We start from the raw sequence: 22,943 nt of genomic DNA, 5'->3' as shown, positions 1-22,943 counted from the left end.
TCAAACTGATCGCGACAGGCTTCGGTGAAGCCCCGATTGCCATCAACCAAGTGAAGCAGCTCGTCGATCCGACGGCGCGTCACCCACAACATTCGACCTCGGTATTTGCCGGGAAATAAGTAATTCGGCCCCTCATTGATTGATGGAGGGCACTGAAAAACTTCAAATTATTTTAAGCAGAGGAGCGTCGTCCCGGATGGGATGACGCTCCTCTACTTTCATTGCCATTCGAGCCGCCCTGTCCGGCACGCCGCTTTCCTGGGGGCGGTCAGCGAGCCGCATCGCGACGATGTCGCTGCTGGGTCTCGCCTTGCCCGCTGTTCCCCCGGGAGTCGTCGTGCCCTCAGGGCGACACTGTACGTCATCCCCCTTCCGGACTATACTGGCTGTAACCAAAAATCCTGGAGGCGATTTCGATGATGCCTGACCTACCAAACATGCCGCCGAGCCCTTATGTGGCGCTCTACGATCTATTGATTCCAGCCGATGAGAGGCCGTTTTTTCATTTGCGAATCGTTTGGATGATGACCCGGTCGATCCAATCATCAAGTTTCGTGAAAACGAAGCCCGCCTTTTTCGCCTCGGCAATCGACATGTAATAGTCGACGTCCGTGTCGTAAGGCGAAGATTCCCCGTCTTTGATGATATGAACCGGCTTGTCGAGATGCTGACCGATTCGCTCCATGAGCGCCCCCATCGAGATGATCCCCTCGCTCGCCGCATTGAACGGCCCGGTCACGTTCGCCCGGCCGACCCATTCCAAGAAAGCGGCCGCTTCAAAACTTGAGATGAAGCCCATTTTCGCCTCCGGACGATGGAGGACGATCGGCTCTTCCCGGCGAATCGCATCGACGTAAAACTTGAGGCGGTCCGTATAGTCGTCAGGACCGAGCACAATCGGGAGCCGGACGGTCGCGACCGGGAATGAGGCCCGGTTGAAGAAGTACGATTCCGCCTCCCGCTTCCCTTGACCGTAATCGTGCTCGGCATCGAGATGATAGTCGTAATGGAGCGGGTTGAAGTCACTCTCCTTCAGCTCGGCGCCGGGTGCGTACACGGACATCGTCGACGTGAGCACGTACTTCCCGACTTGGTCCATGAACGCATCGGCTGCGATTTTCGCCTGATAGGGCGTGAAACAGATGTTGTCGTACACAAGGTCGTAACGTTCCCGTGACAAGTCTTTCATCGTCGCCACCGATTGACGGTCCCCTTTGATGGAGCGGATGCCTTCCGCCTCCGGCACTTGCAGTTGCCCTCGCGTCACAATCGTCACGTCGTCTCCCGCCTCTGCCAATCGAAGCGCCAGCCGTTTACCAAAATAGCGCGATCCACCGAAAATCAGTACTTTTCTCATCCTCCCTGCCCCCTTTTCATCCTTCTGTCTCCAATATTCCCGTTCATTTCCTTGGAATAACCTACGAACAAAAAAAGGTCGCAGACGTATGTCTGCAACCTCCCCGTTTAGCAATCTCCTGGTGTCCCGGCGTTCGTCGCCGTCCGGAAACTCGAACCGCAACCGCACGTCGCGATGGCGTTCGGGTTCTTAATCGTGAATCCACCACCGAGCATCGACTGCTTATAGTCAATCTCGAGCCCGTCGACGACTCCATGGTCGGCCTCGGCGACGATGACGCGGACCCCGTGATGGTCGAACTGGACGTCCTTGTCCGTCTTTTCCTCGTCGAATCCCATCCCGTATGACAGACCGGTACACCCACCGCCTTGTACTTTGATCCGTAAATACTGTCCATCGGGGCGTTCGGTCTGCTTCATCATATCGATGACCTGAAGCGCCGCTGATTCTGTCAAATGAATCATCTGAACTCCTCCTTCATTATCTTAATCTCAAGTCAACTCGCTTGAGATTTTGTGGATTATCTTGTATAACTAAACTGTAACAAAAAAATTAAATCGTTCCATCTTCGGGGCAGGGTGAAATTCCCGACCGGCGGTATTGAAGACAAGTTCTTCTCAGCCCGTGAGCGAGCAAGGCGTTGCTTGCTGATTTCGTGAGATTCGAAAGCCGACAGTATAGTCTGGATGGGAGAAGATGGCGGCATCCGACCGATATTCGGATGTTTTCTTTGACGTGGTCTTTTCCGCGACGGGAAACATCTATTTCGTATGCGCGTAAACTCTCCCGATTGTTATGATGCAATCGGGTTTTTCTATGCGACGGGTGCCATTCATCAAGGAGCGACAAAAGGAGAGATTTTGATGAAAACAACGCGCAACAAACGATTGACTACACTGGTGACGTTATCGATGCTCGGGGCGATCTCATTCGTACTGATGCTCTTTAACTTCCCGCTGCCTTTCCTACCACCGTTCCTAAAAGTGGACTTCAGTGACATCCCAGCGCTCGTCGCCGGTATCGTCTTCTCGCCACTCGCAGGCGTCGTGGTCGTCGCTCTAAAAAACGTCCTTTATTATGTCTTTAACGGTGGCGGCGTTCCGGTCGGTGAACTTGCAAACTTCTTCGCAGGTGTCGCCTTCATGTATCCGGTCGCTTGGTTCTACCATAAACGTAAAACGAACAAAGCGCTCGCTTCAGGTCTTCTTGCCGGAACGATCACGATGGCGCTCAGCTTGGCAATCTTGAACTATTTAATCATCTTACCGGCATACGCGTTCTTCTTCGGGATGGCTGAGATGGCCGATCCGGCTGTGAAGACAAACCTCGTCCTTTATGGAATCTTGCCGTTCAACCTCATTAAAGCGTTGTTGATTACAGCATTGTTCGTCCCGCTCTTCATTAAACTGAAGCCGTGGATTGAACGCCAGCGCATGCAACTTCAGGCTTAATGCGAAAAGCACCTAGAAATAGGTGCTTTTTTGTATGGTTACGCTATGCTTAAGGAAGAATAGGAGGGAATCAATTGAAGACGATTGAAGAGGTCACTCAATTTTTAGAAAATGATTCAGAATTAAAGCGTCTCCTGAAAGATGTCGCTTCCCTCGAACTACCCGACTGGTGGATTTGTGCCGGATACGTCCGGTCGAAGATTTGGGATGACGTTCACGGTTATCTAACACCGACGGCGACCGAGGACGTCGATGTCATCTATTTTGACCGTTCTCAAATTGACGAGGCAATCGAAAAAGAATACGAGGCACAACTACACGGCCTGTCCCCGAACGTCCCATGGTCGGTCAAAAACCAAGCGCGGATGCATCTGGTCAATCAATTGCCACCCTATGAGTCGGCAATCGACGCCTTGGCCCATTTCCCCGAGACCGTCACCGCCATCGGGGTCAGCCTCGATGCGAACGGCCGCTTGATCGTGGCCGCGCCTCACGGTGTTGACGACATCATCGAATTGAGGCTGCGACCGACCCCAGCCTTTACGGACGGCTCCCCCCATCATCACATCTATCGTGCCCGGATTCAGAAAAAGAATTGGCAAGCCACTTGGCCGAGACTCCAAGAAGTGGATGTATCTCGTCACGGATGCTAGAACCCGACCACCTTTTTACGGTCGGGTTTTGCTATTCATTCATCTACACTAAAAAAAGTGACCACCGAAGTGATCACTCTGAGTATATCGTGTTTGATTAGAGAAGCAGACCAGCAAGCGTGGCTGACATCAAGTTGGCAAGCGTACCTGCGAGAATCGCGAGGACACCCATCCGCGCGATGTCACCGCGACGGTTTGGCGCCATACCACCGAGACCACCGAGGAGGATCGCGAGCGACGAGATGTTGGCGAATCCACAGAGTGCGAACGCCGTCATGGCTTCTGTACGAGCTGAAAGCTCACCTGTGCCAATGATTGGTGCGAACTCAGAGAAGGCAACGAACTCGTTCAAGACAAGTTTTTGTCCAAGGAAGCTACCGAACTGAACCGCATCTGCCCACGGAACACCAATGACGAATGCGAGTGGAGCAAACACGTAACCAAGAATCAATTGAACCGTAAGGTCACCGAATCCGAACAAGCCACCGATTCCACCGAGAATCAAGTTGACGAGTGCAATCAATGAAACGAAGGCGAGAAGCATCGCACCGACGTTCAAGGCGAGGAAGAGACCGTCCGAGGCACCGCGTGCGGCCGCATCGACGAAGTTCGCTGCTTTGTTCTCTTCATCTTCCGCGATTTCGATGTTGTCATCCGGCTCATCCGTCTCAGGAACGATGATTTTTGCGAACATGAGACCTGCTGGAGCAGCCATGAAGCTCGCTGCGAGCAAGTACTCGAGCGGTACACCGAGGGCGGCGTATCCTGCGAGAACCGAACCGGCAACCGATGCGAGACCACCGACCATAACGGCGAAGAGCTCCGATTGTGTCATCGTCGGAAGATAAGGCTTGATGACGAGTGGCGCTTCCGTTTGACCGACGAAAATGTTCGCCGTTGCTGAGAGCGACTCTTTACGTGATGTGCCGAGTGCTTTCGCAAGGGCTGTACCGAGAATACGGATGACCCACTGCATGACACCGACGTAGTAAAGAAGTGCGATGAGTGAGGACATGAAGACGACAATCGTCAAGACTTGGAAGGCGAAGACGAAGTTGTCACCTCCGACGGCAGTACCGAAGACGAAGCTAATTCCGGCATTCGCCGTATTCAAGACTTTTTGAACGCCTCCTGAAATCCATTCTAACGCGTTACGTCCAGCTGATGTGAAGAGGACGAGGAACGCGAACGTAAACTGTACCGCGAAAGCGGCAATGACAGTGCGCCATTTGATGGCTTTACGGTTGGTTGAAAAGATGTAAGCGATTCCAATTAGTGCCAAAATACCAACCACGCTCATGATATTCATTGGTGTTGTGCTCCTTTCATATTAAGAAAAGCTATTATTTGTGTCATACCCGAAACAAGATGTGTCCTACCGTTTGAAACGCTTTCTTTTTTTGATGTTAAACGTCAGACAACCTACATTCGAACCTCTTTGAATATAACAGACCGTTTTTAAAAAAGCAACGGGTCAAAAAGAAAAAAGTTTGAAGAAACTCCAAACTTTTTACCATGCCATCTCTTCGATTTTTTCATATACGTTCGTCACGAGTTCTTCGGGCGTCTCTCCCGTCACGACCTCTCCATCGACGAGACAAAACAAGTCGAGCGCACAGACGCCGCAATAGCCGGTACAACCGTACTCGACGACGTCGAGGTCAGGGTCGCTTTCGAGCTTGGCGCGGGCGATTTGAGAGCCCATCGCTAAGTTCGAGGCACAGAACTCGATGATTGGATTCATCATTGCTTTCACCGTCTTTCTTTCCTATAGAATCAGGAAAATGGTTCTTCTACGGCAGATTATAACATGATACAGTTAAAGAGTAACAAAGGGGGATTTTTATGCGCAAATTAGTCGTCTTAGGGGGCGGTTACGGGGGAATGCGTGTCATCGAACGTGTGCTCAGCCATCAGCTGAACGACATCTCGATCACACTCGTCGATCGACTGCCTTATCATGGGTTAAAAACAGAGTATTATGCATTGGCCGCTGGAACGGTATCAGACCGTGACATCCGGGTCGACTTCCCAGAAGGAATCGACTACATATACGGCCAAGTAACCGACATCGACACGACAGACAAGATGGTACTCCTTGCAAGCGGGGAAAAAGTTCCGTATGACGACCTCGTCATCGGGCTTGGCTGTGAGGACAAATACCATAACGTGCCCGGTGCAGCCGAATTCACGTATAGCATCCAAACGCTCGAAGAATCACGGAAGACGCAACAGGCCATCAACGGACTGTCGCCCGGTTCTGTCGTCTCGATCGTCGGGGCCGGACTGTCGGGCGTCGAGCTCGCCAGTGAGCTCCGGGAAAGCCGTCCGGATTTGACCGTCCGTCTCTTCGACCGCGGTCCTTCTGTCTTGTCGTTCTTATCGAATCGCGTCTCGATGTACGTCCAGACCTGGTTCGAAGACCACGGCGTCGACGTGATCAACAACGCCAACATCACGCGTGTCGATGCGGACGGGCTATGGAATCACGACGACCTCTTCGCCTCAGACCTGATTGTCTGGACGGCCGGTATTCAACCGGTCGCCGTCGTCCGCAATCAAGGATGGGAGCTCGACGGCGGTGGCCGTGTCAAGTTGACGCCGCATCATCACGTCCCGGAAGCGCCGGACGTCTTCATCGTCGGGGATAACGCGAGCCTGCCTTACGCCCCTTCCGGTCAATTGGCAGAGGCACAGGCCGAGCAAATCGTCCAAGTGTTGCTCTGCAAATGGAAAGGCGTGGCATATCCCGACTTGCCAGCGATCAAACTCCGTGGGACGCTCGGTTCGCTCGGAAAGAAAGCCGGCTTCGGCGTCTTCATGGGCAAACAATCGCTCACTGGGAAAGTGGCGCGGTTACTCAAGTCAGGCATTCTCTGGAAGCATAAAGTCATTAAATAAATACAAACCAAAAACAAAGAAGCAGCGAGCGCTGCTTCTTTGTTTTTTAAAACCGCTTTGCCGTATCATTCAATTCCAACGATGAGTCTGCAATTTGCGCGGTCGCTCGTCTCAATTCAGCAATTACGTCGACAATCTCACTGATGTCCATAGCAAGCTGTGCCATTTGTCCATCTGCTAATTCGGAAGCTTCTGAAATATGACGGAATGTATTATTGATTTCATTCATCCGTTTCATTGTCAACTGCATTTGACTTTCAGTGAGTATAACACGCTTCGAAGTCTCATCCATCCGCTTAGTCAATCGTTGAACCAAATCGCTGACTTGTTCTGCTGATTCTTTTGATTGAGTCGCCAAATGCCTGACCTCTGTCGCGACAACATGAAACCCTTTGCCTTGTTCACCCGCACGCGCAGCTTCAATCGCCGCGTTCAGACTAAGCATGTTCGTTTGGTTGGCGATTCGCTTAACAGCGTCTGCAATGACAACAATGTCCCCGGTCAACTCTTCTAATTTTCGAATATCTTTCGCAGATACCGTCAGTTCATCTGCAATCTCCCCTAAAGCACTCGACTCTTTCTGAATCGCGAGTTTTCCGATATCTGAAGACGCACGCATCGTCTTCAATTTTTCCGTGGTCAAACCGCTCGATTTCTCCATTTCAAGTGCACGATCGTTCACTAATTGATAGTTAGCCATAACCTCTTCTGTCATACCTGCCAAATCTTCACTCGCTTTTTGAACAGCTCGGGTGACTTCAAACTTGATCTCTTCAATCTCATGTCGCACGTTCTCTGCCTCATCATCAAACATCTCTAACACGATTTGTTGTTCAAAGTTGAATATTTTAGAGACAGCGACAATAAGCTTAATCTTTGACTCATTTTCTAGTTGCTCCGCTTGAATCGCCAACACGATATTCTCAAAGATTTTTTGGAAGGCCGCAATATACCATTTGCCTTGTAGCCCAATCAAGTGGTGACGTTTTGCGATTGCTAACCGCTTGCGAATATACTCTTCATTCAAAATCCCTTCGAACATCTCCCCTATATGGTTTGAAAGTGTCAGTTTCAAGCGATCAGACGAGGAGTGACGTTGAATCATATCTCGCATCTCTTCAATTTTTTCAAGTTCCTCATAAAATACGTGGACTAAAGTCGGGGTCAATGCTTGGAGTTCTTTTCGATATGTTCTCAATAGCGCTAAATCATCCATCTCGAGTCGAATGAGTTGTCGTTGAACCTCCATCTTGTCACTTAACTCAATGACAACAAACGGTAGTTCGTGCATTGGTTGTAAGGAAATCGTGCTTGGCTTTTGTTTCAAGAACATGTAAATTCCCCCTTTAGTGTATATATCGTATTAATTTATTGAATGTTTAAAGCTAGGTTATTTTTTTCCCAACATATTTAAAATGCCTATAACCGCAAGAATTATATGATGTTTCCCATGCGAAATTTCGATTCATCAATGTGACAAAAGTCCTGAACCGATGTCCCCGTTTCCACATTTTTAATATTCAGAATATTGATACAATTGACATCTACATCCCAATGGAAATCCTTGTTACATTATGGACACGGCAAACAACATGCGTCGCTCGTCGCCTCATCAGACCGGCGGACGCGTCAAAAACGCCTACATAACCTAAAGGGGGAACCACATTGAAGAAGAAAAAACTTTGCAGTACCGTCCTGGCCTCGCTCCTCGTCTTGTCATCTGCTCCACAAGTCGCGGATGCATCTAGCGACAACGGGAAAGAACGTGTCATCGTCGTATTCAAGGATTCGGCCAAGAAGAACCCGCTCTCGATTCCTGGACTCGAAGTTCGTCAGCAATACGCGAACATTCCGGCCGCGGCGCTCGAAGTGCCGAAAGCTGCACTTAATGGCTTGAAGAACAACCCGAACATCGCCCACGTCGAAGTCGACCAAACGGTTCAAATCGAAAACCAGACACAAGACTGGGGCATTCCAAAACTTAAAGCGCCGGCCGCTTGGCAAAGTGGATTCACCGGGAAAGGCGTCAAAATCTCCGTCGTCGATACCGGCATCTCGGCACACCCTGACTTAACGATTTCGGGCGGTGCCTCGTTCAGTAGCGTGACGAGCTCATACGCCGATGACAACGGTCACGGGACTCACGTTGCCGGAATTATCGCCGCTCGCAACAACAACATCGGAACGGTCGGAATCGCCCACGAAGCGAGTATCTATGCCGTCAAAGCACTTGAAGCAAACGGTAGCGGTAGCTTATCGAGTATCATCGCCGGAATCGACTGGTCGATCTCGAATCAAATGGATATCATCAACTTGAGCTTAGGTACGACGAGTCACTCGTCAACACTTCAACAAGTCGTCGACCGCGCCAACAACGCCGGCATCCTCGTCGTTGCTGCTGCCGGGAACAACGGACGCGCAGACGGAACAGGCGACCTCGTCAACTACCCGGCTCGTTACAGCTCAGCCATCGCGGTCGCAGCGACGGATATCAACAACAACCGCGCCTCGTTCTCAGCGACAGGTAGTGCGGTCGAAGTCGCAGCTCCAGGTGTGAACATCAACTCGACGCTTTACAATGGCGGCTACGGTCCATTGAGCGGTACATCGATGGCGACACCTTACGTCGCGGGTAACTTGGCGCTCATGAAACAAGCGTATCCTTCGCTCTCAGCATCGCAACTCCGCACACGCTTGTCGCAAGACGTCATCGATCTCGGTCCGACTGGTCGCGACACGTGGTTCGGTAACGGGCTCGTTCAAGCTCCAGCTTCTGGCGGCACATCGCAACCAGTTCAAGCGCTCGCGACGACAGTCACAACGTCAAAAGCAACGTACACTGCCGGTGAACAAGTCTCGATCTCATCGACGGTTCGCGATGCGAACGGTCAAGCTGTCGCCAACGCGGACGTCCGCGTGACGGTCACGCAACCGAACGGCGCGACGTTAACAGGGACAGGCAAGACGGCAGCGAACGGTTCGATCACGTTCACGCTCTCGACGACATCTTCTTCACAAAAAGGTACGTATCAAGTGAAATCAGACGCGACGCTCTCAGGCTACACGGCCGGTTCGGCGACGACGTCATTCCAGCTCCGTTAAAAAAGAGTCGGTCGCGTCCCTTGGACACGTCCGACTCTTTTTACGCTTGGTCGATGGCAGCATACACTTTCCGCAACTGGACGACCCCTTCGTCCACGACTTCCCCATTCAGGAGCACGAGCGGATAAAACCATTCATCTTGTTTGAGTGCCTCAGAAAACTCATCCTCGACCGTCTCGAAATCGATATATTCGAACTCGAAATGATGCTCTGGATACTTGCGGCCGAGTGCACTTTGCAACCATTCGTACGTTTCAATCGAACTCGGTGCCCCGACGCAACTCGCACATCGGACTTCAGTCCCATATACTGTGATTTTCATGGCGATTCCCCCTCTTGTTTCTTATTATACAAAACGCGTTCCCGATGCAGGGATGGAAACGCTCAGCGTTAATGATTGAGAAACAATCTCAAACTTGCTAGAATGAAAGGGAACCAGAAAGGGGTAGATACCATGGAAATGTTCGATCAAGTCCAAGAAGTACTCGATAAATTACGCCCGTTCTTGCTTCGCGACGGCGGTGACGTAGAACTCGTCGATGTAGAAGAAGGCATTGTCAAACTCCGTTTGATGGGTGCTTGCGGCAGCTGCCCGTCTTCGACCATCACATTGAAAGCCGGCATTGAGCGCGCGCTCATCGAAGAAGTGCCTGGCATCGTCGAAGTCGAACAAGTATTCTAAACAAAAAGGGAGACGTGTGTCATCCCTTTTTTTCGTGCATCCACTCATCTAAACTCTCGACCATGTAGGTCGGGAGTTTTTCTTGTTCCCGGATGAACGCCGGTCCGTGGACGCCTGAGTTGACGTGAAGCGTCCGAATCCCGCCGTTAATGCCGAACAAGATGTCCGTATGGTAGTTGTCGCCGACCATGACGACGTGTTCTTTCGAGAGCCCGATCATCTCCAAGGCGATATCGACCATGACCGGTTCCGGCTTTCCGATGAAGAACGGCTCTTTCTCTGTCGTGACCGCGAGCACGGACGTGAGCGCCCCGTTCCCCGGTAAGAAGCCGCGTTCGGTCGGAATCGCGACGTCTCCGTTCGTCGAGATGAAGCGCGCCCCGCTTCGAATCGCGAGCGCCCCCTTGGCCAGCTTCTCATACGTGATGTGACGGTCTAACCCGATCACGACGTAATCCGCTTTCGGCTCATCCGTTATTACGAAACCTCGCTCTTCAAGCGCGATGCGGAGCCCGTCTTCGCCAATCATGTAAACCGTCGCCCCCGGCGTCATCTTCTCGATATAACGTGCCGTCGCCATCGCACTCGTCAACACGTGCTCCGGGGTCACATGGACGCCCATCTTGACGAGCTTGTCCGCGACTTGGGCCGGCGTCATCGAGGCGTTGTTCGTCACGAACAAGTACGGGAACCCCGTCTCCTCAAGTCGGTTCACGAAATCGACGGCCGCTTGAATCGGGTCCGTCCCCGCATACATCGTCCCGTCTAAATCAAATAAATAGCCTTTAATCGTCTCCATCCAATCACTCGCTTTCTGGTAGAAATGCCGACACCGGCCCGAGCTCGACTTCAAGATAGCGTCGGACCTGTTCCGGGAACGCTCGGAAGTCCTCAAGTGAGGACGCGACCCAGTCATCAAACCTCGCGCTGTCGGACGTGACGAACTCGCGGACGTAGTAGGCGCGTAATGCCACCAACGACTTGGTCGCCTCTGCGGTCGTCGCATCGAGCACTCGCTCGTCGAGCAAGATGTCGACGATATCCTCGTAACTCCCCGGATCACGCATGATGAACCCGTCAATCATCGAGTTCCCGACGTCAATGACGCCTTCCATCAAGTGGACGGCGAGCCGTTCCTTTGCCAGTTCGACCGTGAACGCGTCCCCGACGAGTCCATCGATTCGGTCGAGCATCGATTCCATATGGGCCAATGTCGCATTGATTTTTTCTCTATTCACAAAATACATTCGAATCCCCCCTGTCCCTTATCATAATCTTTTTTGAAGAACGAGAAAAGAAACTCCCCTATTTACATCATTTCTTTTATTGTGATACACTAATCCACGGATAAACACTTTAATTAGTATGTCACATTAAATAGATATCACGTGGAGGGTACAACACTATGGAACGAGAATTAGCGTTAGAAATCGTACGGGCAACAGAAGCAGCCGCACTCGCCTCATCAAAATGGATCGGTCGCGGTCAGAAGAACGAAGCTGACGACGCCGCGACGTCGGCGATGCGAGAAGTACTCGGCACGGTCAACATGGATGCGACAGTCGTCATCGGCGAAGGTGAACTCGATGAGGCGCCAATGCTCTATATCGGCGAGCGTCTCGGGACGACGTTCGGTCCTGAAGTCGACATCGCTGTCGATCCGCTCGAAGGGACGTCGATTGTCGCCAAAGGCCTCGGAGACGCGATGGTCGTCATCGCCGTCGCCGATAAAGGCGCCCTCCTCCACGCGCCAGATATGTATATGGACAAACTCGTCGTCGGACCGAACTTGAAAGGGAAAGTCTCGCTCGACGAACCGCTCGAATCGATCATCGAGAAGGCCGCCTTGTATAACGGAAAACGAATCGAGGAAGTGACGGTCATCATGCAGGACCGGGACCGTCATGAGCATTTGCGACAAGCGGCCATTCAGATGGGCGCCCGCGTCAAATTGTTCGAAGATGGTGACGTATCGGCTGGAATCGCTGCAGCCGTCAAATCGAACCCGATCGATATTTTCATCTCGACGGGCGGCGCACCGGAAGGCGTCATCACGGCAGCGGCCGTCAAAGCGCTCGGTGGCGATATGCAAACTCGCCTGCACCCGATGAACGAAGAAGAGACGGCACGCGTCATCTCGATGGGGATTGAAGACCCGCTCCAATTGCTCACACTCGATGACCTTGTCAAGAGCGATGATTGCATCTTCGCCGCAACCGGTGTCACGACCGGTGAACTGCTCGACGGCGTCAAGTTCTTGACGGACGACATCGTCGAGACGACGTCGCTCGTCATGCGCTCGAAGACGAAGACGATTCGTAAAGTCGTCGCTGAGCATACGCTCTCACTCAAACCCTATCTGCAGAAGCAACCAGTGAACGTCTAATCAATCTGCTTTGAACCCTGTATGGCCTCTCCCTTTGTAAGGGGACGCCATACAGGTTTTTTTCTGGTCGAACGCGTTTCACTGGCAATCACCTCACAAAAAAGATGGCCCCGGAGCAAGACCGGAGCCACCTGATTTGATTGGATTGAGGAATCGTTTACGATATTCGTTATGAGCCTGTATCTCGGTCACCAATCCGAGTCGTTGAATCTTGCGCTGTCTGGATTTCTCCTTTACTAAGCAAGAATGCCGAGACGAGCGCCGTGATCGGAATGGCGAGCACGAGACCGATACTCCCAGCAAGCGTCCTCAGGATTTCCACACTGTACAGTTCCATATGGATTAATTGACCGAAAGGATATTCATACGCATTCATCAGTAAGAGAATCGGCAAGGAGGCCCCGACATAAGCGAGAATCAACGTGTTCGCCATCGTACCCATGATGTCCCCGCCTACGTTCATTCCGGACTTGAACAGGTCTTTATACGTCGCGTGTTGATTGTTTCGTTTGATTTCCTCAAGCGATGAGGCAATCGAAATCGCGACATCCATGACGGCACCGAGCGCCCCGATGATGATCCCAGCGAGCAAGAGGCCGGATAAATCAATCGCGTTTTCTGAATCAAGCATGCCGAGCATGATTTCTTCCTCCCCATGAAAACCGGACAGTTTCATCAGACTCATGAATAGAAAAGAAATCAAAGCTGCCGCACCTAATCCGCCGACCGTTCCGGTAATCGCAGCAATCGTTTTCCAGGAAATACCACTTACGATCACGAACGTTAGCGTCGTGACGATGGCGCCGGTAACAAGAACGAGCATTACCGGATTATACCCTTCTAACAAATATGGAATCATAAACTTGAAGAGAATAAAGACGGTCAGCCCTAACGTAATGACCGACTTAAGACCTTTCATTTTCCCAAAGAGGAGTAACAGCGCGATGAATAACCCACCTAGAAGGTAGGTCGGCACATCCCTCGTGTAACCGATTGGGTAAGCGCGCGTGATTTCACCATTTTCGATTTGAAGTCCGACGGTAATGCGGTCCCCTTCCTTAAACCAAAAATTGCTGTTCGCAAAATACGTGTCGACATAATTGAAGCCTTCAATCTCGATTTCCTGGCCTTTGTACTCACCAGATAAGATCTCGACATTTAATAGCTGATACTCTCGTTCCTCTTGTGTTATTTCCTCTATTTCTGTCCTCTCTTCAACGACTTCAAGGACGCGGGCAGTTGTATTGACGGTATCTGGCATCTCATACACCATTTCCTCTTCGCCTGGGTTCATCGGTGGTGGCGTGTAGCTTGCGAAGACAGAAGACGGAATCAGTAGAAGCGCAAAAATCATGAGGGTGACGAATCTAAACATGTTATTTCTTTCTCCTTTTTGTGCAATCAACATGACAACAATGAAAATATATTATAGCATAGGAGTATGTTGATTCATCTCATATCTTCATTTTTATATTGAACTGTAATATAAAAGGATCGGTTGTCTATTGATGCCACGTTAACGGATACGAATGGTATACGAGGATTCACCATTACAAAAAGCGACCGTCCCTCGGTACAAGGGTCAGTCGCTTTCATCAAACGATTTAGAATCCAGTCGGGCCATCCGTCGAATGGTCCGTCATGAATTGTGATTCCGGGTGTTGCTCTTGTTGAATCGACTCGTAGAACGTTGCGTACGCCGTCGAGAAGTACGGATAGATGAACAAGAATCCGATTCCGAGCGTCAAAATTCCGGCGAAGAACCAACCGATGAACGACAAGACGAGTTTGAACGCTTCCATCTTGTGTCCATCCATCAAACGGCGCGACTCTGTGATTGCTTCGAGCGCAGACAGTTCCGGCTGATCACGCAACAAGTAATACGTGAGCGAGTAAGAGAACGATTTGATGATCCCTGGAACTACTAGTAATAAGGACCAAAGGAAAATGAAGATTCCCATCAAGATCGGTGCGAGAACGTGTTTCACGTAACTGTTACGAAACGGTGCGAACAATGTCGAGATGACGGGCTTATTCCCGCGTGATACGTCTTGCGCAATCCACGACCAGCCGATTGAAAGCGGCGCAATCAATAGCGATAAGACGAGCGAGACAAACGTGAGAATCGTCTCATTCGTCGTCGGCACCGTATCCGGGTCGACCGGGGGCGAAAAGAATTGTGGAATGGCGTTCAGCGCCGTAAACACAATTAAGATTCCGGCAAGAAGCCACCATTTCCCTGCCAACATGTCACGTGCGTGTTTTTTCCATTGAGCTGTCATATCATCCATCCTTTATTATAATCTTTCCTTAGTGTACGTGAAACAAATGAAAAAGTTTCATGAAAATACGAAAAAAGGGAAAAAGGTTTTCCCTTCTCCCTTTCAGTACATCACATTGCCTAAGAAAAATTGCGACATCGATAAAATCAATAAGAGCACTCCGATTGCAACCGCAGCAAGTGAGGTTGCTTTAAACAAACGCGTTCTTAAAAATGCATGTCGATATTCGAAGCGACGGATGAACAAGACGTGTGTTACTTCAAATAATAAAACCGCGGCGGTAAAATAAAAGGTCATGATGCTTCCAAGTCCGAAAAACAACATCGTCAACAGCCCTAACCCTAAATTGTGAATCCGGTTATGGACGTCGTCACGATCGCCGACGGTCGTCATTTGTGCGTGTTCCATCCACTCACCTCTTCCGTACCTTCAAAACGCTAAACAACATCTTATAAATAAGGTATCACAATCTTTAAGGGTCTAAACCTGTCACACCGTCTTTTCACCTAAACGAAACACTTTGGAAAAGATTGTAACAAAAAAAGCGCTGATGTCATCAGCGCGTCATGTTTCGGCAGACTCGGTTTCTTCTGCTTTTTTAAATTTCCGCTTCAACTTGAGCGGTTGTTTCGTTCCACCAAAGACCGGACCGTCTTCCGCCTCATCAATCTCCGTCTCTTTTTTCAAAACAAAGAACGGACAGCCGAAGTTACAGTATTCATACACGTAATCCATCATATGGTCGATTCGATTATCGTACGTGGCAAACTTCGATTTGGCTTCGTAAAACCCTTTCAAACGAAGCTGACCATGTCCCCAATCCCCGACGATATAGTCGTACTTATCGAGCACATCGCTGTAACGCGCGATGAACGCCTCTTCGTCAAACCCGTCCCGTTTTTCTTCGATGACGGTATAGCCGTGGCGATTCACTCTAATCATGACTCACACCTCCACATTCTTATCATATCATGCGCTCTCCTCTGCCGCCTCATCCTTTTCGGAGGACGTGATGACGCTTAATCGTCTCTTGCAGTACGTCTCGTAACAGCTCCGGCATGAAGTATCGTTTTTGTTGCTCGGCCAAATACGGCAGGAGCGGTCCGAACGTGAACATGTCGACCGTTGCGATGCGATACGTGCGCGCCGCTTCAATCAGTTTACCGGAAATCGTCCACCGTCCGCCCGTCGACTCAATGTTATGGAGCGTCGGCAGCCCGAGCACGGTCCCGCGAAATCCGAGACCACGGACGTGCATGGAAGTGAACGCCTCTTCATGTACGTCCTCTAAAAAGCGGATGAGCGTCGTCCCGTCGAGCGTCAGCACACACGGGTTGATCGGGTGCGGACAAATCCGATGTAGCATATCGAGCGTCACATCGCCCGGCGGTAACCGGTCGAGCAATACACCGGACGGGATGACGCCAGCCTCGGCATCACACCATTCCGTCAGCCCGTCCGCCAACAGCTCGGCGATTGGAGATGGACCAAACCAATCCGACGCATAACCTGGCGTCACGGCGACGGTCACGTCCAATAATCGTTGCGCTTCTACGTATTCCTGTCGTAGCGTCTGCTCTGTCGGTCCATCGAACGGGCGGTCGGATAGATCGTGTAGGGTAGCCCGCTTCGCTATGACGCGCCCCGAGTCAACCGTCAATGTCACTTCGCCGACGTACTTGCCAAATTTCCCGGCCTGGGCGATTAAGACGCCGTTCTTCACGACACCGTCATCGAGCACGTGGTGCGTATGCGCCCCTAAAATGACGTCGAGTTGCGGGAACGCCGTGGCGAGCCGTTCATCGGCATAGAAACCGAGATGGCTCAACGCGACGATGATATCGCAGTCCGCGAGCAACTCGAGCGAGCGGGCGGTCGCCTCGTGCGGCGACTCGACTTGCCAGCCGAGTTCGGGATATAGCTCCTCATATGGCGCCGTCACCCCGAACAGGCCGATTCGCATACCGGCCCGTTCTAAGACGAGGGTTTCCGTCACCCAATCCGGACGTGTCCCGTCTTGATGGTATACGTTCGAAAGAAGTACCGGGAACGTCGCATCCTCATACAAGGCGTCGAGCCAATCGTGTGGGAACGTGATGCCTTCGTTATTGCCGATCGTCACCGCTGTCGGTTCGATTTCGTTGAGCAGTCGGACGTTGGCACGCCCTTTCGTCACTTCCGTCGCCGGGTTCGTCCGGTCGGCGTGGTCCCCGAGATCAAAGACGAGCGTATCGGCCTGTCGGCGTTCAGTTAGAAACGAGACGAGTTGTGGCCACGTCTGAAATTTTGAGTGTAAATCGTTGTAATGAAACATCGTAATCGTGTCCATGGCCGCCCCTCTCTTTTTAAAACAGACTGATTTGGCTCGGCGCGAGCTCATACTCGGTACCGAGTATCTCAATCAAACGTTTGGCGTTTGGCACAGCATCGCCGGCCGAGTTGTTGTTGAAATAGACGTACACATCGTCCGCAGCCTCATCGACTTTTTTAAGCGCATCCGCCAACTGTTGTAGCTCTTCTTCGCTATAGCGATACAAACAACGGACGTGACGCCATTCCTGGCTCGTCATTCCCGGTTTTCGGAGCCAACCCGCAGTGTTTCGTCCATGCAAACGGACGACAGCGACCGATGGATGGGTCACGACCGGGACGAACGGGATACTGCTCTCTTTCGTCTGCGGCTCGTCGCAAATCGTGTTGATGAACCGTTGCTCGGTCAAGAAGGCGAGCGTCCGGTCCCGGAACGCCTCAGAGAACCAGGTCGGGTTGCGAAACTCGATGGCGACCTCATAGTCGGCGAGCTCTGCGCGGATCGTCCGCAAGTAGTCGAGATGGAGTTTCGAGACGTCGAACCAAGGTGGGAGTTGGACGAGCACCGCCCGTAACTTCCCTGCCTGCTTCAGAGGCTCGACCGAGGTCCGGTATCGCTCGAAGACTTCCTTCAGTGGAAGTTTCGGTTCTCGGTCATGCCCGCTCATTTCCCTGGAAACTTTGACGACGAATTGGAACGTATCCGGCGTCTCATGGTTCCATTTCTCATAGTTTTTGACCGGTTGGATCGCATAGAACGAGGAGTCGACTTCCACGGTCGGAAAGTGCCCCGCATATGTCGATAGTTTATGTTTTCGCTCTTCCGGGTTCGTGTAGAGGAGATCGTGGTCTCCCCACCCGGTCACACCGACATAAATCATCTTGTCTCCCTCCTTCTTTTATTGTTCGAACGTGGCGACTTGTTTTCGTCTCGTCCAATTCAGCGTCCCGCCGAACGTGATGAGTAGCAAGACGAGTCCCATGATGAATGGATAACGCATATCGATGTCGAATGCGATTCCAGCGAGCGTCGGGCCGACGATGTTCCCGATACTCATATAGGCGTTGTTCATCCCCATCGCAAATCCTTGTTCTTTATCGGCCATCTTCGACACGAGCGTGTTGAGCACCGGACGGAGGATGGATGTCGACAAGAAGATGATGAGCGTAACAGCGAAAAAGATGGCATAAGATCCCGCGAATAGCGAGAACAAGAAGCCGAGCGCCGCGAGCAAGATGAAGATGAGCACGACTTTGATTTCCCCGAACAACGACACGAGCCGATCGACGGCGAACAGTTGCACGATGACGCTGACGATACCCGTCCCCGTGATCATGACCGCAATCTGTTGCGGTGTCGCGCTGAACGTCTCGCTCACGAACAAGCCGAGCACGGATTCATAGGCCATGAGCCCGAACGCCATGACCAAGTTGATGACGAGGACGAAGAAATAAGGTTTCCTCGTTGAAGAGATCAGCTGGCGCGGCAGCGATTCTGTGTCGGACGTGACTGGTACGATTTCTCGGTCCGGTTCTTTCAATAGAATGATGGACGAGATGACGGCGACGAATGAGACGATTGCCGACAGGAGCAGCGGCGCTTTCAATCCGAACTCGGCAAAGAAGCCGCCGATTCCTGGTCCGATGACAATCCCGAGCGACATTGCCGCGGAAATATAACTGTTCCCTTTCGCCCGTTGCTTGAGCGTCGTGATATCCGCGACGTAGGCAAAGATGGCCGGGATGAGAAGTGCTGCCCCGACACCCCCGATTGCCCGAGAAATAAGTAAGACGGTCAAGTTATCAGATAAGTAAAAGACACCCATCGAAATCGTGAAGCCGATCAATCCGGCGATAATCATCGGACGCCGGCCGTACACATCGGCCCACTTCCCGGCTACCGGCGACATGAGCAGCTGCGCACCGGCAAAGACGGAAATCATCAGACCGGCGGCCGTCCCGCCTTCCCCGATCATCTTCAAATAGTCAGGGATGATCGGAATGATGATTCCGAAACCTGCGACGGCGATGAACATGTTGAGCATGAGAATCGCCAATTGTTTATTTTGTTTTTTAGTCAACGTTTGTCACTTCCTTTTCACCTATTCATTTTACTTGTTCAGGATTGGAATGAGCAAACGATAAGACAGCAAAAAACCATCCTTGACCAGAGGATGGGTTCGACTCAATTATGAGATGCGTGATTGGACGAGTCGCTCACGCGATTGTCGTTTCGGAAGAAACAACGTGATTACGTAGACGATTAACGTCGGAACTGCCCAGGCGAGCCCGATCTCAGCCATTGGCAAGTTCGTGATCCAAGCCGTCACAGCTGACGGCTGTAAACCATGCGCCGTCTCGAAAAGCGAGAGCACGAGCGCCGTGTATACGGTCGCTTTCATTGCAACATGAGGGTTGCGTTGGATGCGCTCTGTGATGGATACGAGGACGAGCGCGATCATGACCGGATACAAGAGTGTAAGAAGCGGTACTGCGATTTGAATCAATGTTCCGAGTCCGACGAGCGAGATCAAGTAACCGAAGAGCGTCGTCGCGATAACGACTTGATAGTACTTGAGTGACTCGAACGTGTTGCTGATGAAGCGCGAGAACTCAGAGATGAGTCCGACGGCCGTCGTCAAACAAGCGAGGAAGACGGTTGCACCGAGCGCGAGCATCCCGATTTGACCGAACGATGATCCAGCGAACGTTTGAAGCAACGTCGCACCATCTGTCGCACCTGTGACGCCCGCCATGTTCGCACCGATTGAACCGAGTGAGATATAGACGAGCATCAAGCACGTGACGGCAAGAATCCCTGACGTCTTAAGAAGCGATGACGCCTCTTTTTGGTCAGACATCCCGTTCGCTTTAAGCGTGACAAGAACGATTGCCCCGAAGACGAGAGCGCCGAAGACGTCCATCGTCAAGTAGCCTTGTTTGAAGCCTTCACCGAGCGCTCCAACCCACGTCTCGTATCCTGCTGCCGGTGCTGACGGCGTCCCGAGTGGAGCCACGAGGTTCGTGATTCCGATGGCCGCAAGCAAGAGCAGGAGGATCGGCGTGATGATACGACCGATGATTTCAATCAACTTCTGAGCGCGGAGCGTCAAGAAGAAGGTCAATCCGAAGAAGACAGTTGAGCTGAGGGCGAGCGTGAGCGTCGATGGTGCACTAAGGAACGGCGCAAGTCCCATCTCATACGTGACGGCTGCCGTCCGTGGAATCCCGAAGAACGGTCCGATTGCCACGTACATTAGTCCCGTCAAAAGGAGCGCCAGACGCTTCGGAATGTACCGAGCGATTTGATCCGAGCCTCCACCGACTCGCGCAACCGCGAACAGTGCCAGAAGCGGGAGGCCGACGCCAGTAATGACGAAGCCAATCATGGCTGGGACGAGGTTCTCGCCCGCCATCGCACCTAGCATCGGTGGGAACAGTAAGTTCCCGGCCCCGAAGAATAACGCGAAAATCGTAAACGCTAACGGGAATAATGTCGATTTTTTCATACAACTACCTCCACATACATTGTAATACCTTCCGTGTAAACATTCGTGATAAATGACTAAATTTTCTGACAAATAAGTGCTTGGTCTATTTCATTATACACACTTTACTTTTTTTGACCACCCTATCCGTAAAAAAGATGTTTATTTTTTGGGAAAGTGGATTTTTCATCACAAAAAGCTCCCTCGTTTGAGAGAGCAAGCCCAGTTGTCAAGCCGTTATATTGGAATTTGTTGAACAATTGGTCAATAACGGATATCGAATTTTTGATGCCCTTCTTCAGCTATATCTGTTTCCTCGATTCGTTCGACCCCGACGAAACGATTCCCGTCTCGTAACGCCTGTTTAAACGAGTCGAACTGTTCCTCCTCCGCCTCGGCATGAATCTCAACTGTTCCGTCACTCAAGTTGCGAACCCATCCTTTCACTTTATATGCGAGCGCGGTCGATTGGGTAAAGTAACGGAACCCAACTCCTTGGACGTGGCCAGATACAATCAGTCGTTTTGCAATCGCCATATAAACTTCTCCTCCTCTAAATTTGATCAATCAGGTTTAATCGATTAAAAGATAGGAAACAATATATAAGTAAAATAATGGTATAGGAGTGACTCGGTGAATGTATTGATTGATAGCGTAATGAAGTTTTCAGATTGGCTTTGGGGTGTCCCGATCATCTCCCTTCTCGTCTTGTCCGGTATCTTTCTCACGATTAGATTAGGTTTTTTCCAATTTCGATACCCGTTATACATAGTGAAGCAAACGTTCGGCAGTGTGTTCAAAAAACCAAAAGGTGAAGGTGACATCAGTCCACGACAAGCCTTGACATCTGCCTTGTCTTCAACAGTCGGTGCCGCGAACATCATCGGTGTACCAGCAGCGATTATGTTCGCGGGACCGGGTGCGATTTTTTGGATGTGGGTCATCGCCGTCGTCGGAATGGCCATCAAATTCTCCGAGAGCGTCCTCGCTGTCCGCTATCGCGAGAAAAATGAGGCCGGTGAGTTCGTTGGCGGACCGGTCTATTACATGGCGAAAGGGTTGAACATGAAATGGCTCGCCTCATGGTTCGCCTTCGCGCTCATGATTGAACTTATTCCGAGCATCATGGTACAAGGCAACGCCGTCAGCTCAGCCGTGCGCGAGACGTTTGATGGGAATACGCTCATCACCGGCCTCGTCGTCGCCGCCCTTGTCGGTGTCATCGTCTTCGGTGGTTTGAAACGAATTGCAAAAGTGACAGAAGTCGTTGTACCTGTCATGGCGCTCGTGTATGTCGGTGCCGGACTCGTCATCGTTTTGATGAACATCACGCAAATTCCAGACGTGCTCGGACTCATCTTCTCGTATGCGTTCCAGCCGATGGCCGCACTCGGTGGTTTTGCAGGTGCTGCTGTCGCTGAGACGATCCGTTGGGGCTTTGCCCGCGGACTTTACTCGAACGAAGCCGGGCTTGGTACGGCGCCAATCGCCCATGCGGCTGCGCAAACCGATCATCCGGTGCGTCAAGGTTTCTGGGCGGTTATTGGAATCGTCATTGATACGCTCATCATTTGTAGTACGACAGCCTTCGTTGTCTTGTCATCAGGTGTCTGGACACGTGACGGAGCAATGAGTGATCCAGCTGCGTTGACGACAATCGCGTTCCGTGAATACTTTGGGTATACAGGCAGTCTACTCGTCACCATCTCACTCATCTTCTTCGTCTTGTCGACGATTATCGTCATCATCTTTTACGGCTCACGCCAAGCCGAGTATTTATTCGGATTGAAGGCAGATTTCTTCATGAAGATCGTCTACATCGCATCCATCGTCATCGGTGCGATCGGTGGAGCCCAAGTGATTTGGAACTTCCTCGATTTGATGCTCGCAATGATCCTCATCCCGAACATGATTGCCGTCTTGCTCTTGAGCGGTGAAGTGAAGCGACTGACGACCGAGTTCTTTACGTCAGAGAAGTATTACAAAAAAGATGTCGCCGAAGAGAAGGCGTCCTGATGCGAAGACCCGGCCGCATGCGCGAGAGGGCACTGAAAAACCTCCGCTCTATCCGAGCGTGAAAAGAAAAAAGGGGGATTGAACCGACTCACGTCGGGACAATCCCTCTTTTTTCCTTGCCCTCATCCTGTATTTTCTTTTCGAAGGGCGATGATTCGCTTCAGGTTGACCGCAATGATTGCCATCACGCCCTGTAACGTCATGCCTTTCAGGTCTGACGTCTTGTTGCGCGCCAGACCTTGCGGGTTCTTCAATTGACTATTTTTCGCCTCGATGGCGAAGCGCTTGCGGCGATAGTCCTTGAACTCATCCGTA

At 51.3% G+C, this 22,943-nt stretch carries 25 protein-coding genes, 1 pseudogene and 1 riboswitch; of the genes and pseudogenes, 8 read left to right on the top strand and 18 right to left on the bottom strand.

Features of this window, described 5'->3' with window-relative positions; genetic code table 11:
• Positions 1-119 (top strand): annotated as a pseudogene (locus DI14_RS15315) (ferredoxin--NADP(+) reductase); the annotation flags it as partial.
• A 383-nt stretch (positions 120-502) separates the two neighbouring features.
• Here the strand turns inward: DI14_RS15315 and DI14_RS01220 are convergent.
• Both DI14_RS01220 and DI14_RS01215 read right to left on the bottom strand, forming a co-directional pair.
• Positions 503-1,357 (bottom strand): NAD-dependent epimerase/dehydratase family protein, encoded by an 855-nt coding sequence (locus DI14_RS01220; RefSeq protein ID WP_034804158.1) that lies wholly within the window; start codon positions 1,355-1,357, stop codon positions 503-505.
• 107 nt (positions 1,358-1,464) lie between these two features.
• A complete protein-coding gene (locus DI14_RS01215) occupies positions 1,465-1,821 on the bottom strand; it encodes an iron-sulfur cluster assembly accessory protein (protein WP_034804156.1) in 357 nt (118 codons plus the stop codon).
• A gap of 96 nt (positions 1,822-1,917) precedes the next feature.
• A riboswitch (FMN riboswitch) is annotated at positions 1,918-2,059 on the top strand.
• 161 nt (positions 2,060-2,220) lie between these two features.
• Here DI14_RS01215 and DI14_RS01210 point away from each other — a divergent pair.
• Together DI14_RS01210 and DI14_RS01205 are read left to right on the top strand one after the other, a co-directional pair.
• Positions 2,221-2,808, top strand: coding sequence for an ECF transporter S component (locus DI14_RS01210; protein ID WP_034804154.1), 588 nt, complete (start codon positions 2,221-2,223; stop codon positions 2,806-2,808).
• A gap of 74 nt (positions 2,809-2,882) precedes the next feature.
• Complete coding sequence (locus DI14_RS01205) at positions 2,883-3,461, top strand: nucleotidyltransferase family protein (RefSeq protein ID WP_034804152.1); 579 nt, start codon at positions 2,883-2,885, stop codon at positions 3,459-3,461.
• Between the two features lie 97 nt (positions 3,462-3,558).
• Here the strand turns inward: DI14_RS01205 and DI14_RS01200 are convergent, their stop codons facing one another.
• The gene (locus DI14_RS01200) at positions 3,559-4,770 is read right to left on the bottom strand and encodes a NupC/NupG family nucleoside CNT transporter (protein WP_034804149.1); all 1,212 of its coding nucleotides are present in this window, start codon (positions 4,768-4,770) and stop codon (positions 3,559-3,561) included.
• A 201-nt stretch (positions 4,771-4,971) separates the two neighbouring features.
• On the bottom strand, positions 4,972-5,208 hold the full coding sequence (locus tag DI14_RS01195; RefSeq protein WP_034804163.1) for a YuzB family protein: 237 nt from the start codon (positions 5,206-5,208) through the stop codon (positions 4,972-4,974).
• A gap of 98 nt (positions 5,209-5,306) precedes the next feature.
• On the opposite strand from DI14_RS01195, the gene DI14_RS01190 reads away from it, so the two are divergent.
• Complete coding sequence (locus DI14_RS01190; protein WP_034804146.1) at positions 5,307-6,362, top strand: NAD(P)/FAD-dependent oxidoreductase; 1,056 nt, start codon at positions 5,307-5,309, stop codon at positions 6,360-6,362.
• 46 nt (positions 6,363-6,408) lie between these two features.
• Here DI14_RS01190 and DI14_RS01185 read toward each other — a convergent pair whose 3' ends face one another.
• Positions 6,409-7,695, bottom strand: a complete 1,287-nt coding sequence (locus DI14_RS01185) for a globin-coupled sensor protein (RefSeq protein WP_034804143.1) — start codon at positions 7,693-7,695, stop codon at positions 6,409-6,411.
• A 332-nt stretch (positions 7,696-8,027) separates the two neighbouring features.
• On the opposite strand from DI14_RS01185, the gene DI14_RS01180 reads away from it, so the two are divergent.
• Entirely contained in the window at positions 8,028-9,464 is a 1,437-nt protein-coding gene (locus tag DI14_RS01180; protein ID WP_034804140.1) for a S8 family serine peptidase, read from the top strand.
• Positions 9,465-9,504: 40 nt separating this feature from the next.
• Here DI14_RS01180 and DI14_RS01175 read toward each other — a convergent pair whose 3' ends face one another.
• Positions 9,505-9,786 (bottom strand): DUF1462 family protein, encoded by a 282-nt coding sequence (locus DI14_RS01175; protein WP_034804138.1) that lies wholly within the window; start codon positions 9,784-9,786, stop codon positions 9,505-9,507.
• A 102-nt stretch (positions 9,787-9,888) separates the two neighbouring features.
• Between DI14_RS01175 and DI14_RS01170 the strand changes: the two genes are divergently transcribed.
• Positions 9,889-10,146, top strand: coding sequence for a NifU family protein (locus DI14_RS01170; RefSeq protein WP_232819607.1), 258 nt, complete (start codon positions 9,889-9,891; stop codon positions 10,144-10,146).
• Between the two features lie 19 nt (positions 10,147-10,165).
• Here DI14_RS01170 and DI14_RS01165 read toward each other — a convergent pair whose 3' ends face one another.
• Both DI14_RS01165 and DI14_RS01160 read right to left on the bottom strand, forming a co-directional pair.
• Positions 10,166-10,945 carry a TIGR01457 family HAD-type hydrolase gene (locus DI14_RS01165; protein WP_034804136.1) on the bottom strand — a complete coding sequence of 260 codons (780 nt, stop codon included), beginning with the start codon at positions 10,943-10,945 and terminating at the stop codon, positions 10,166-10,168.
• Between the two features lie 4 nt (positions 10,946-10,949).
• A complete protein-coding gene (locus DI14_RS01160; RefSeq protein ID WP_034804135.1) occupies positions 10,950-11,393 on the bottom strand; it encodes a DUF86 domain-containing protein in 444 nt (147 codons plus the stop codon).
• A 158-nt stretch (positions 11,394-11,551) separates the two neighbouring features.
• Here DI14_RS01160 and glpX point away from each other — a divergent pair, with 158 nt between their 5' ends.
• Positions 11,552-12,532 (top strand): class II fructose-bisphosphatase, encoded by a 981-nt coding sequence (glpX, locus tag DI14_RS01155; protein WP_034804133.1) that lies wholly within the window; start codon positions 11,552-11,554, stop codon positions 12,530-12,532.
• A gap of 169 nt (positions 12,533-12,701) precedes the next feature.
• Here the strand turns inward: glpX and DI14_RS01150 are convergent, their stop codons facing one another.
• The 9 genes from DI14_RS01150 to DI14_RS01110 all read right to left on the bottom strand — a co-directional run bounded on the left by DI14_RS01150 (position 12,702) and on the right by DI14_RS01110 (position 21,149).
• Positions 12,702-13,907 carry a YibE/F family protein gene (locus DI14_RS01150; RefSeq protein WP_051622489.1) on the bottom strand — a complete coding sequence of 402 codons (1,206 nt, stop codon included), beginning with the start codon at positions 13,905-13,907 and terminating at the stop codon, positions 12,702-12,704.
• Between the two features lie 229 nt (positions 13,908-14,136).
• The gene (locus tag DI14_RS01145) at positions 14,137-14,814 is read right to left on the bottom strand and encodes a DUF975 family protein (protein WP_081825792.1); all 678 of its coding nucleotides are present in this window, start codon (positions 14,812-14,814) and stop codon (positions 14,137-14,139) included.
• Positions 14,815-14,916: 102 nt separating this feature from the next.
• Positions 14,917-15,222, bottom strand: a complete 306-nt coding sequence (locus DI14_RS01140) for a hypothetical protein (protein ID WP_034804131.1) — start codon at positions 15,220-15,222, stop codon at positions 14,917-14,919.
• A gap of 156 nt (positions 15,223-15,378) precedes the next feature.
• Positions 15,379-15,756, bottom strand: coding sequence for a YutD family protein (locus tag DI14_RS01135; protein ID WP_034804130.1), 378 nt, complete (start codon positions 15,754-15,756; stop codon positions 15,379-15,381).
• Positions 15,757-15,805: 49 nt separating this feature from the next.
• Entirely contained in the window at positions 15,806-17,143 is a 1,338-nt protein-coding gene (locus DI14_RS01130; RefSeq protein WP_034804127.1) for a bifunctional UDP-sugar hydrolase/5'-nucleotidase, read from the bottom strand.
• A gap of 16 nt (positions 17,144-17,159) precedes the next feature.
• On the bottom strand, positions 17,160-18,005 hold the full coding sequence (locus DI14_RS01125; protein ID WP_034804124.1) for a DUF72 domain-containing protein: 846 nt from the start codon (positions 18,003-18,005) through the stop codon (positions 17,160-17,162).
• A gap of 18 nt (positions 18,006-18,023) precedes the next feature.
• A complete protein-coding gene (locus DI14_RS01120) occupies positions 18,024-19,205 on the bottom strand; it encodes a tetracycline resistance MFS efflux pump (protein ID WP_034804121.1) in 1,182 nt (393 codons plus the stop codon).
• A 108-nt stretch (positions 19,206-19,313) separates the two neighbouring features.
• A complete protein-coding gene (gene brnQ, locus DI14_RS01115) occupies positions 19,314-20,633 on the bottom strand; it encodes a branched-chain amino acid transport system II carrier protein (RefSeq protein WP_034804119.1) in 1,320 nt (439 codons plus the stop codon).
• A 243-nt stretch (positions 20,634-20,876) separates the two neighbouring features.
• Positions 20,877-21,149 (bottom strand): acylphosphatase, encoded by a 273-nt coding sequence (locus DI14_RS01110; RefSeq protein WP_034804117.1) that lies wholly within the window; start codon positions 21,147-21,149, stop codon positions 20,877-20,879.
• A 96-nt stretch (positions 21,150-21,245) separates the two neighbouring features.
• Here DI14_RS01110 and DI14_RS01105 point away from each other — a divergent pair, with 96 nt between their 5' ends.
• Positions 21,246-22,628, top strand: coding sequence for a sodium:alanine symporter family protein (locus tag DI14_RS01105; protein ID WP_034804115.1), 1,383 nt, complete (start codon positions 21,246-21,248; stop codon positions 22,626-22,628).
• 122 nt (positions 22,629-22,750) lie between these two features.
• Here DI14_RS01105 and DI14_RS01100 read toward each other — a convergent pair.
• The coding region (locus DI14_RS01100; RefSeq protein WP_034804114.1) for a transposase at positions 22,751-22,943 on the bottom strand (193 nt) is incomplete at its 5' end.

Origin of the sequence: Exiguobacterium sp. AB2 (genome assembly GCF_000696055.1) — a bacterium.
GTDB lineage: Bacteria > Bacillota > Bacilli > Exiguobacteriales > Exiguobacteriaceae > Exiguobacterium > Exiguobacterium alkaliphilum.
Note: the sequence above shows the minus strand (reverse complement) of the source record. Positions and strands in the feature narration are given on the sequence as shown.

What these genes read in the sequence shown, in the direction of transcription:
- DI14_RS01145 (WP_081825792.1), bottom strand. Translation starts at nt 14,814, where the DNA reads ATGACAGCTCAATGGAAAAAACACGCACGTGACATGTTGGCAGGGAAA.
- DI14_RS01125 (WP_034804124.1), bottom strand. Translation starts at nt 18,005, where the DNA reads ATGATTTATGTCGGTGTGACCGGGTGGGGAGACCACGATCTCCTCTAC.
- DI14_RS01185 (WP_034804143.1), bottom strand. Translation starts at nt 7,695, where the DNA reads ATGTTCTTGAAACAAAAGCCAAGCACGATTTCCTTACAACCAATGCAC.
- brnQ (WP_034804119.1), bottom strand. Translation starts at nt 20,633, where the DNA reads ATGAAAAAATCGACATTATTCCCGTTAGCGTTTACGATTTTCGCGTTA.
- DI14_RS01190 (WP_034804146.1), top strand. Translation starts at nt 5,307, where the DNA reads ATGCGCAAATTAGTCGTCTTAGGGGGCGGTTACGGGGGAATGCGTGTC.
- DI14_RS01170 (WP_232819607.1), top strand. Translation starts at nt 9,889, where the DNA reads ATGAAAGGGAACCAGAAAGGGGTAGATACCATGGAAATGTTCGATCAA.
- DI14_RS01175 (WP_034804138.1), bottom strand. Translation starts at nt 9,786, where the DNA reads ATGAAAATCACAGTATATGGGACTGAAGTCCGATGTGCGAGTTGCGTC.
- DI14_RS01130 (WP_034804127.1), bottom strand. Translation starts at nt 17,143, where the DNA reads ATGGACACGATTACGATGTTTCATTACAACGATTTACACTCAAAATTT.
- DI14_RS01195 (WP_034804163.1), bottom strand. Translation starts at nt 5,208, where the DNA reads ATGATGAATCCAATCATCGAGTTCTGTGCCTCGAACTTAGCGATGGGC.
- DI14_RS01135 (WP_034804130.1), bottom strand. Translation starts at nt 15,756, where the DNA reads ATGATTAGAGTGAATCGCCACGGCTATACCGTCATCGAAGAAAAACGG.
- DI14_RS01165 (WP_034804136.1), bottom strand. Translation starts at nt 10,945, where the DNA reads ATGGAGACGATTAAAGGCTATTTATTTGATTTAGACGGGACGATGTAT.
- DI14_RS01200 (WP_034804149.1), bottom strand. Translation starts at nt 4,770, where the DNA reads ATGAATATCATGAGCGTGGTTGGTATTTTGGCACTAATTGGAATCGCT.
- DI14_RS01220 (WP_034804158.1), bottom strand. Translation starts at nt 1,357, where the DNA reads ATGAGAAAAGTACTGATTTTCGGTGGATCGCGCTATTTTGGTAAACGG.
- DI14_RS01160 (WP_034804135.1), bottom strand. Translation starts at nt 11,393, where the DNA reads ATGTATTTTGTGAATAGAGAAAAAATCAATGCGACATTGGCCCATATG.
- DI14_RS01215 (WP_034804156.1), bottom strand. Translation starts at nt 1,821, where the DNA reads ATGATTCATTTGACAGAATCAGCGGCGCTTCAGGTCATCGATATGATG.
- DI14_RS01210 (WP_034804154.1), top strand. Translation starts at nt 2,221, where the DNA reads ATGAAAACAACGCGCAACAAACGATTGACTACACTGGTGACGTTATCG.
- DI14_RS01150 (WP_051622489.1), bottom strand. Translation starts at nt 13,907, where the DNA reads ATGTTTAGATTCGTCACCCTCATGATTTTTGCGCTTCTACTGATTCCG.
- DI14_RS01110 (WP_034804117.1), bottom strand. Translation starts at nt 21,149, where the DNA reads ATGGCGATTGCAAAACGACTGATTGTATCTGGCCACGTCCAAGGAGTT.
- DI14_RS01140 (WP_034804131.1), bottom strand. Translation starts at nt 15,222, where the DNA reads ATGGAACACGCACAAATGACGACCGTCGGCGATCGTGACGACGTCCAT.
- glpX (WP_034804133.1), top strand. Translation starts at nt 11,552, where the DNA reads ATGGAACGAGAATTAGCGTTAGAAATCGTACGGGCAACAGAAGCAGCC.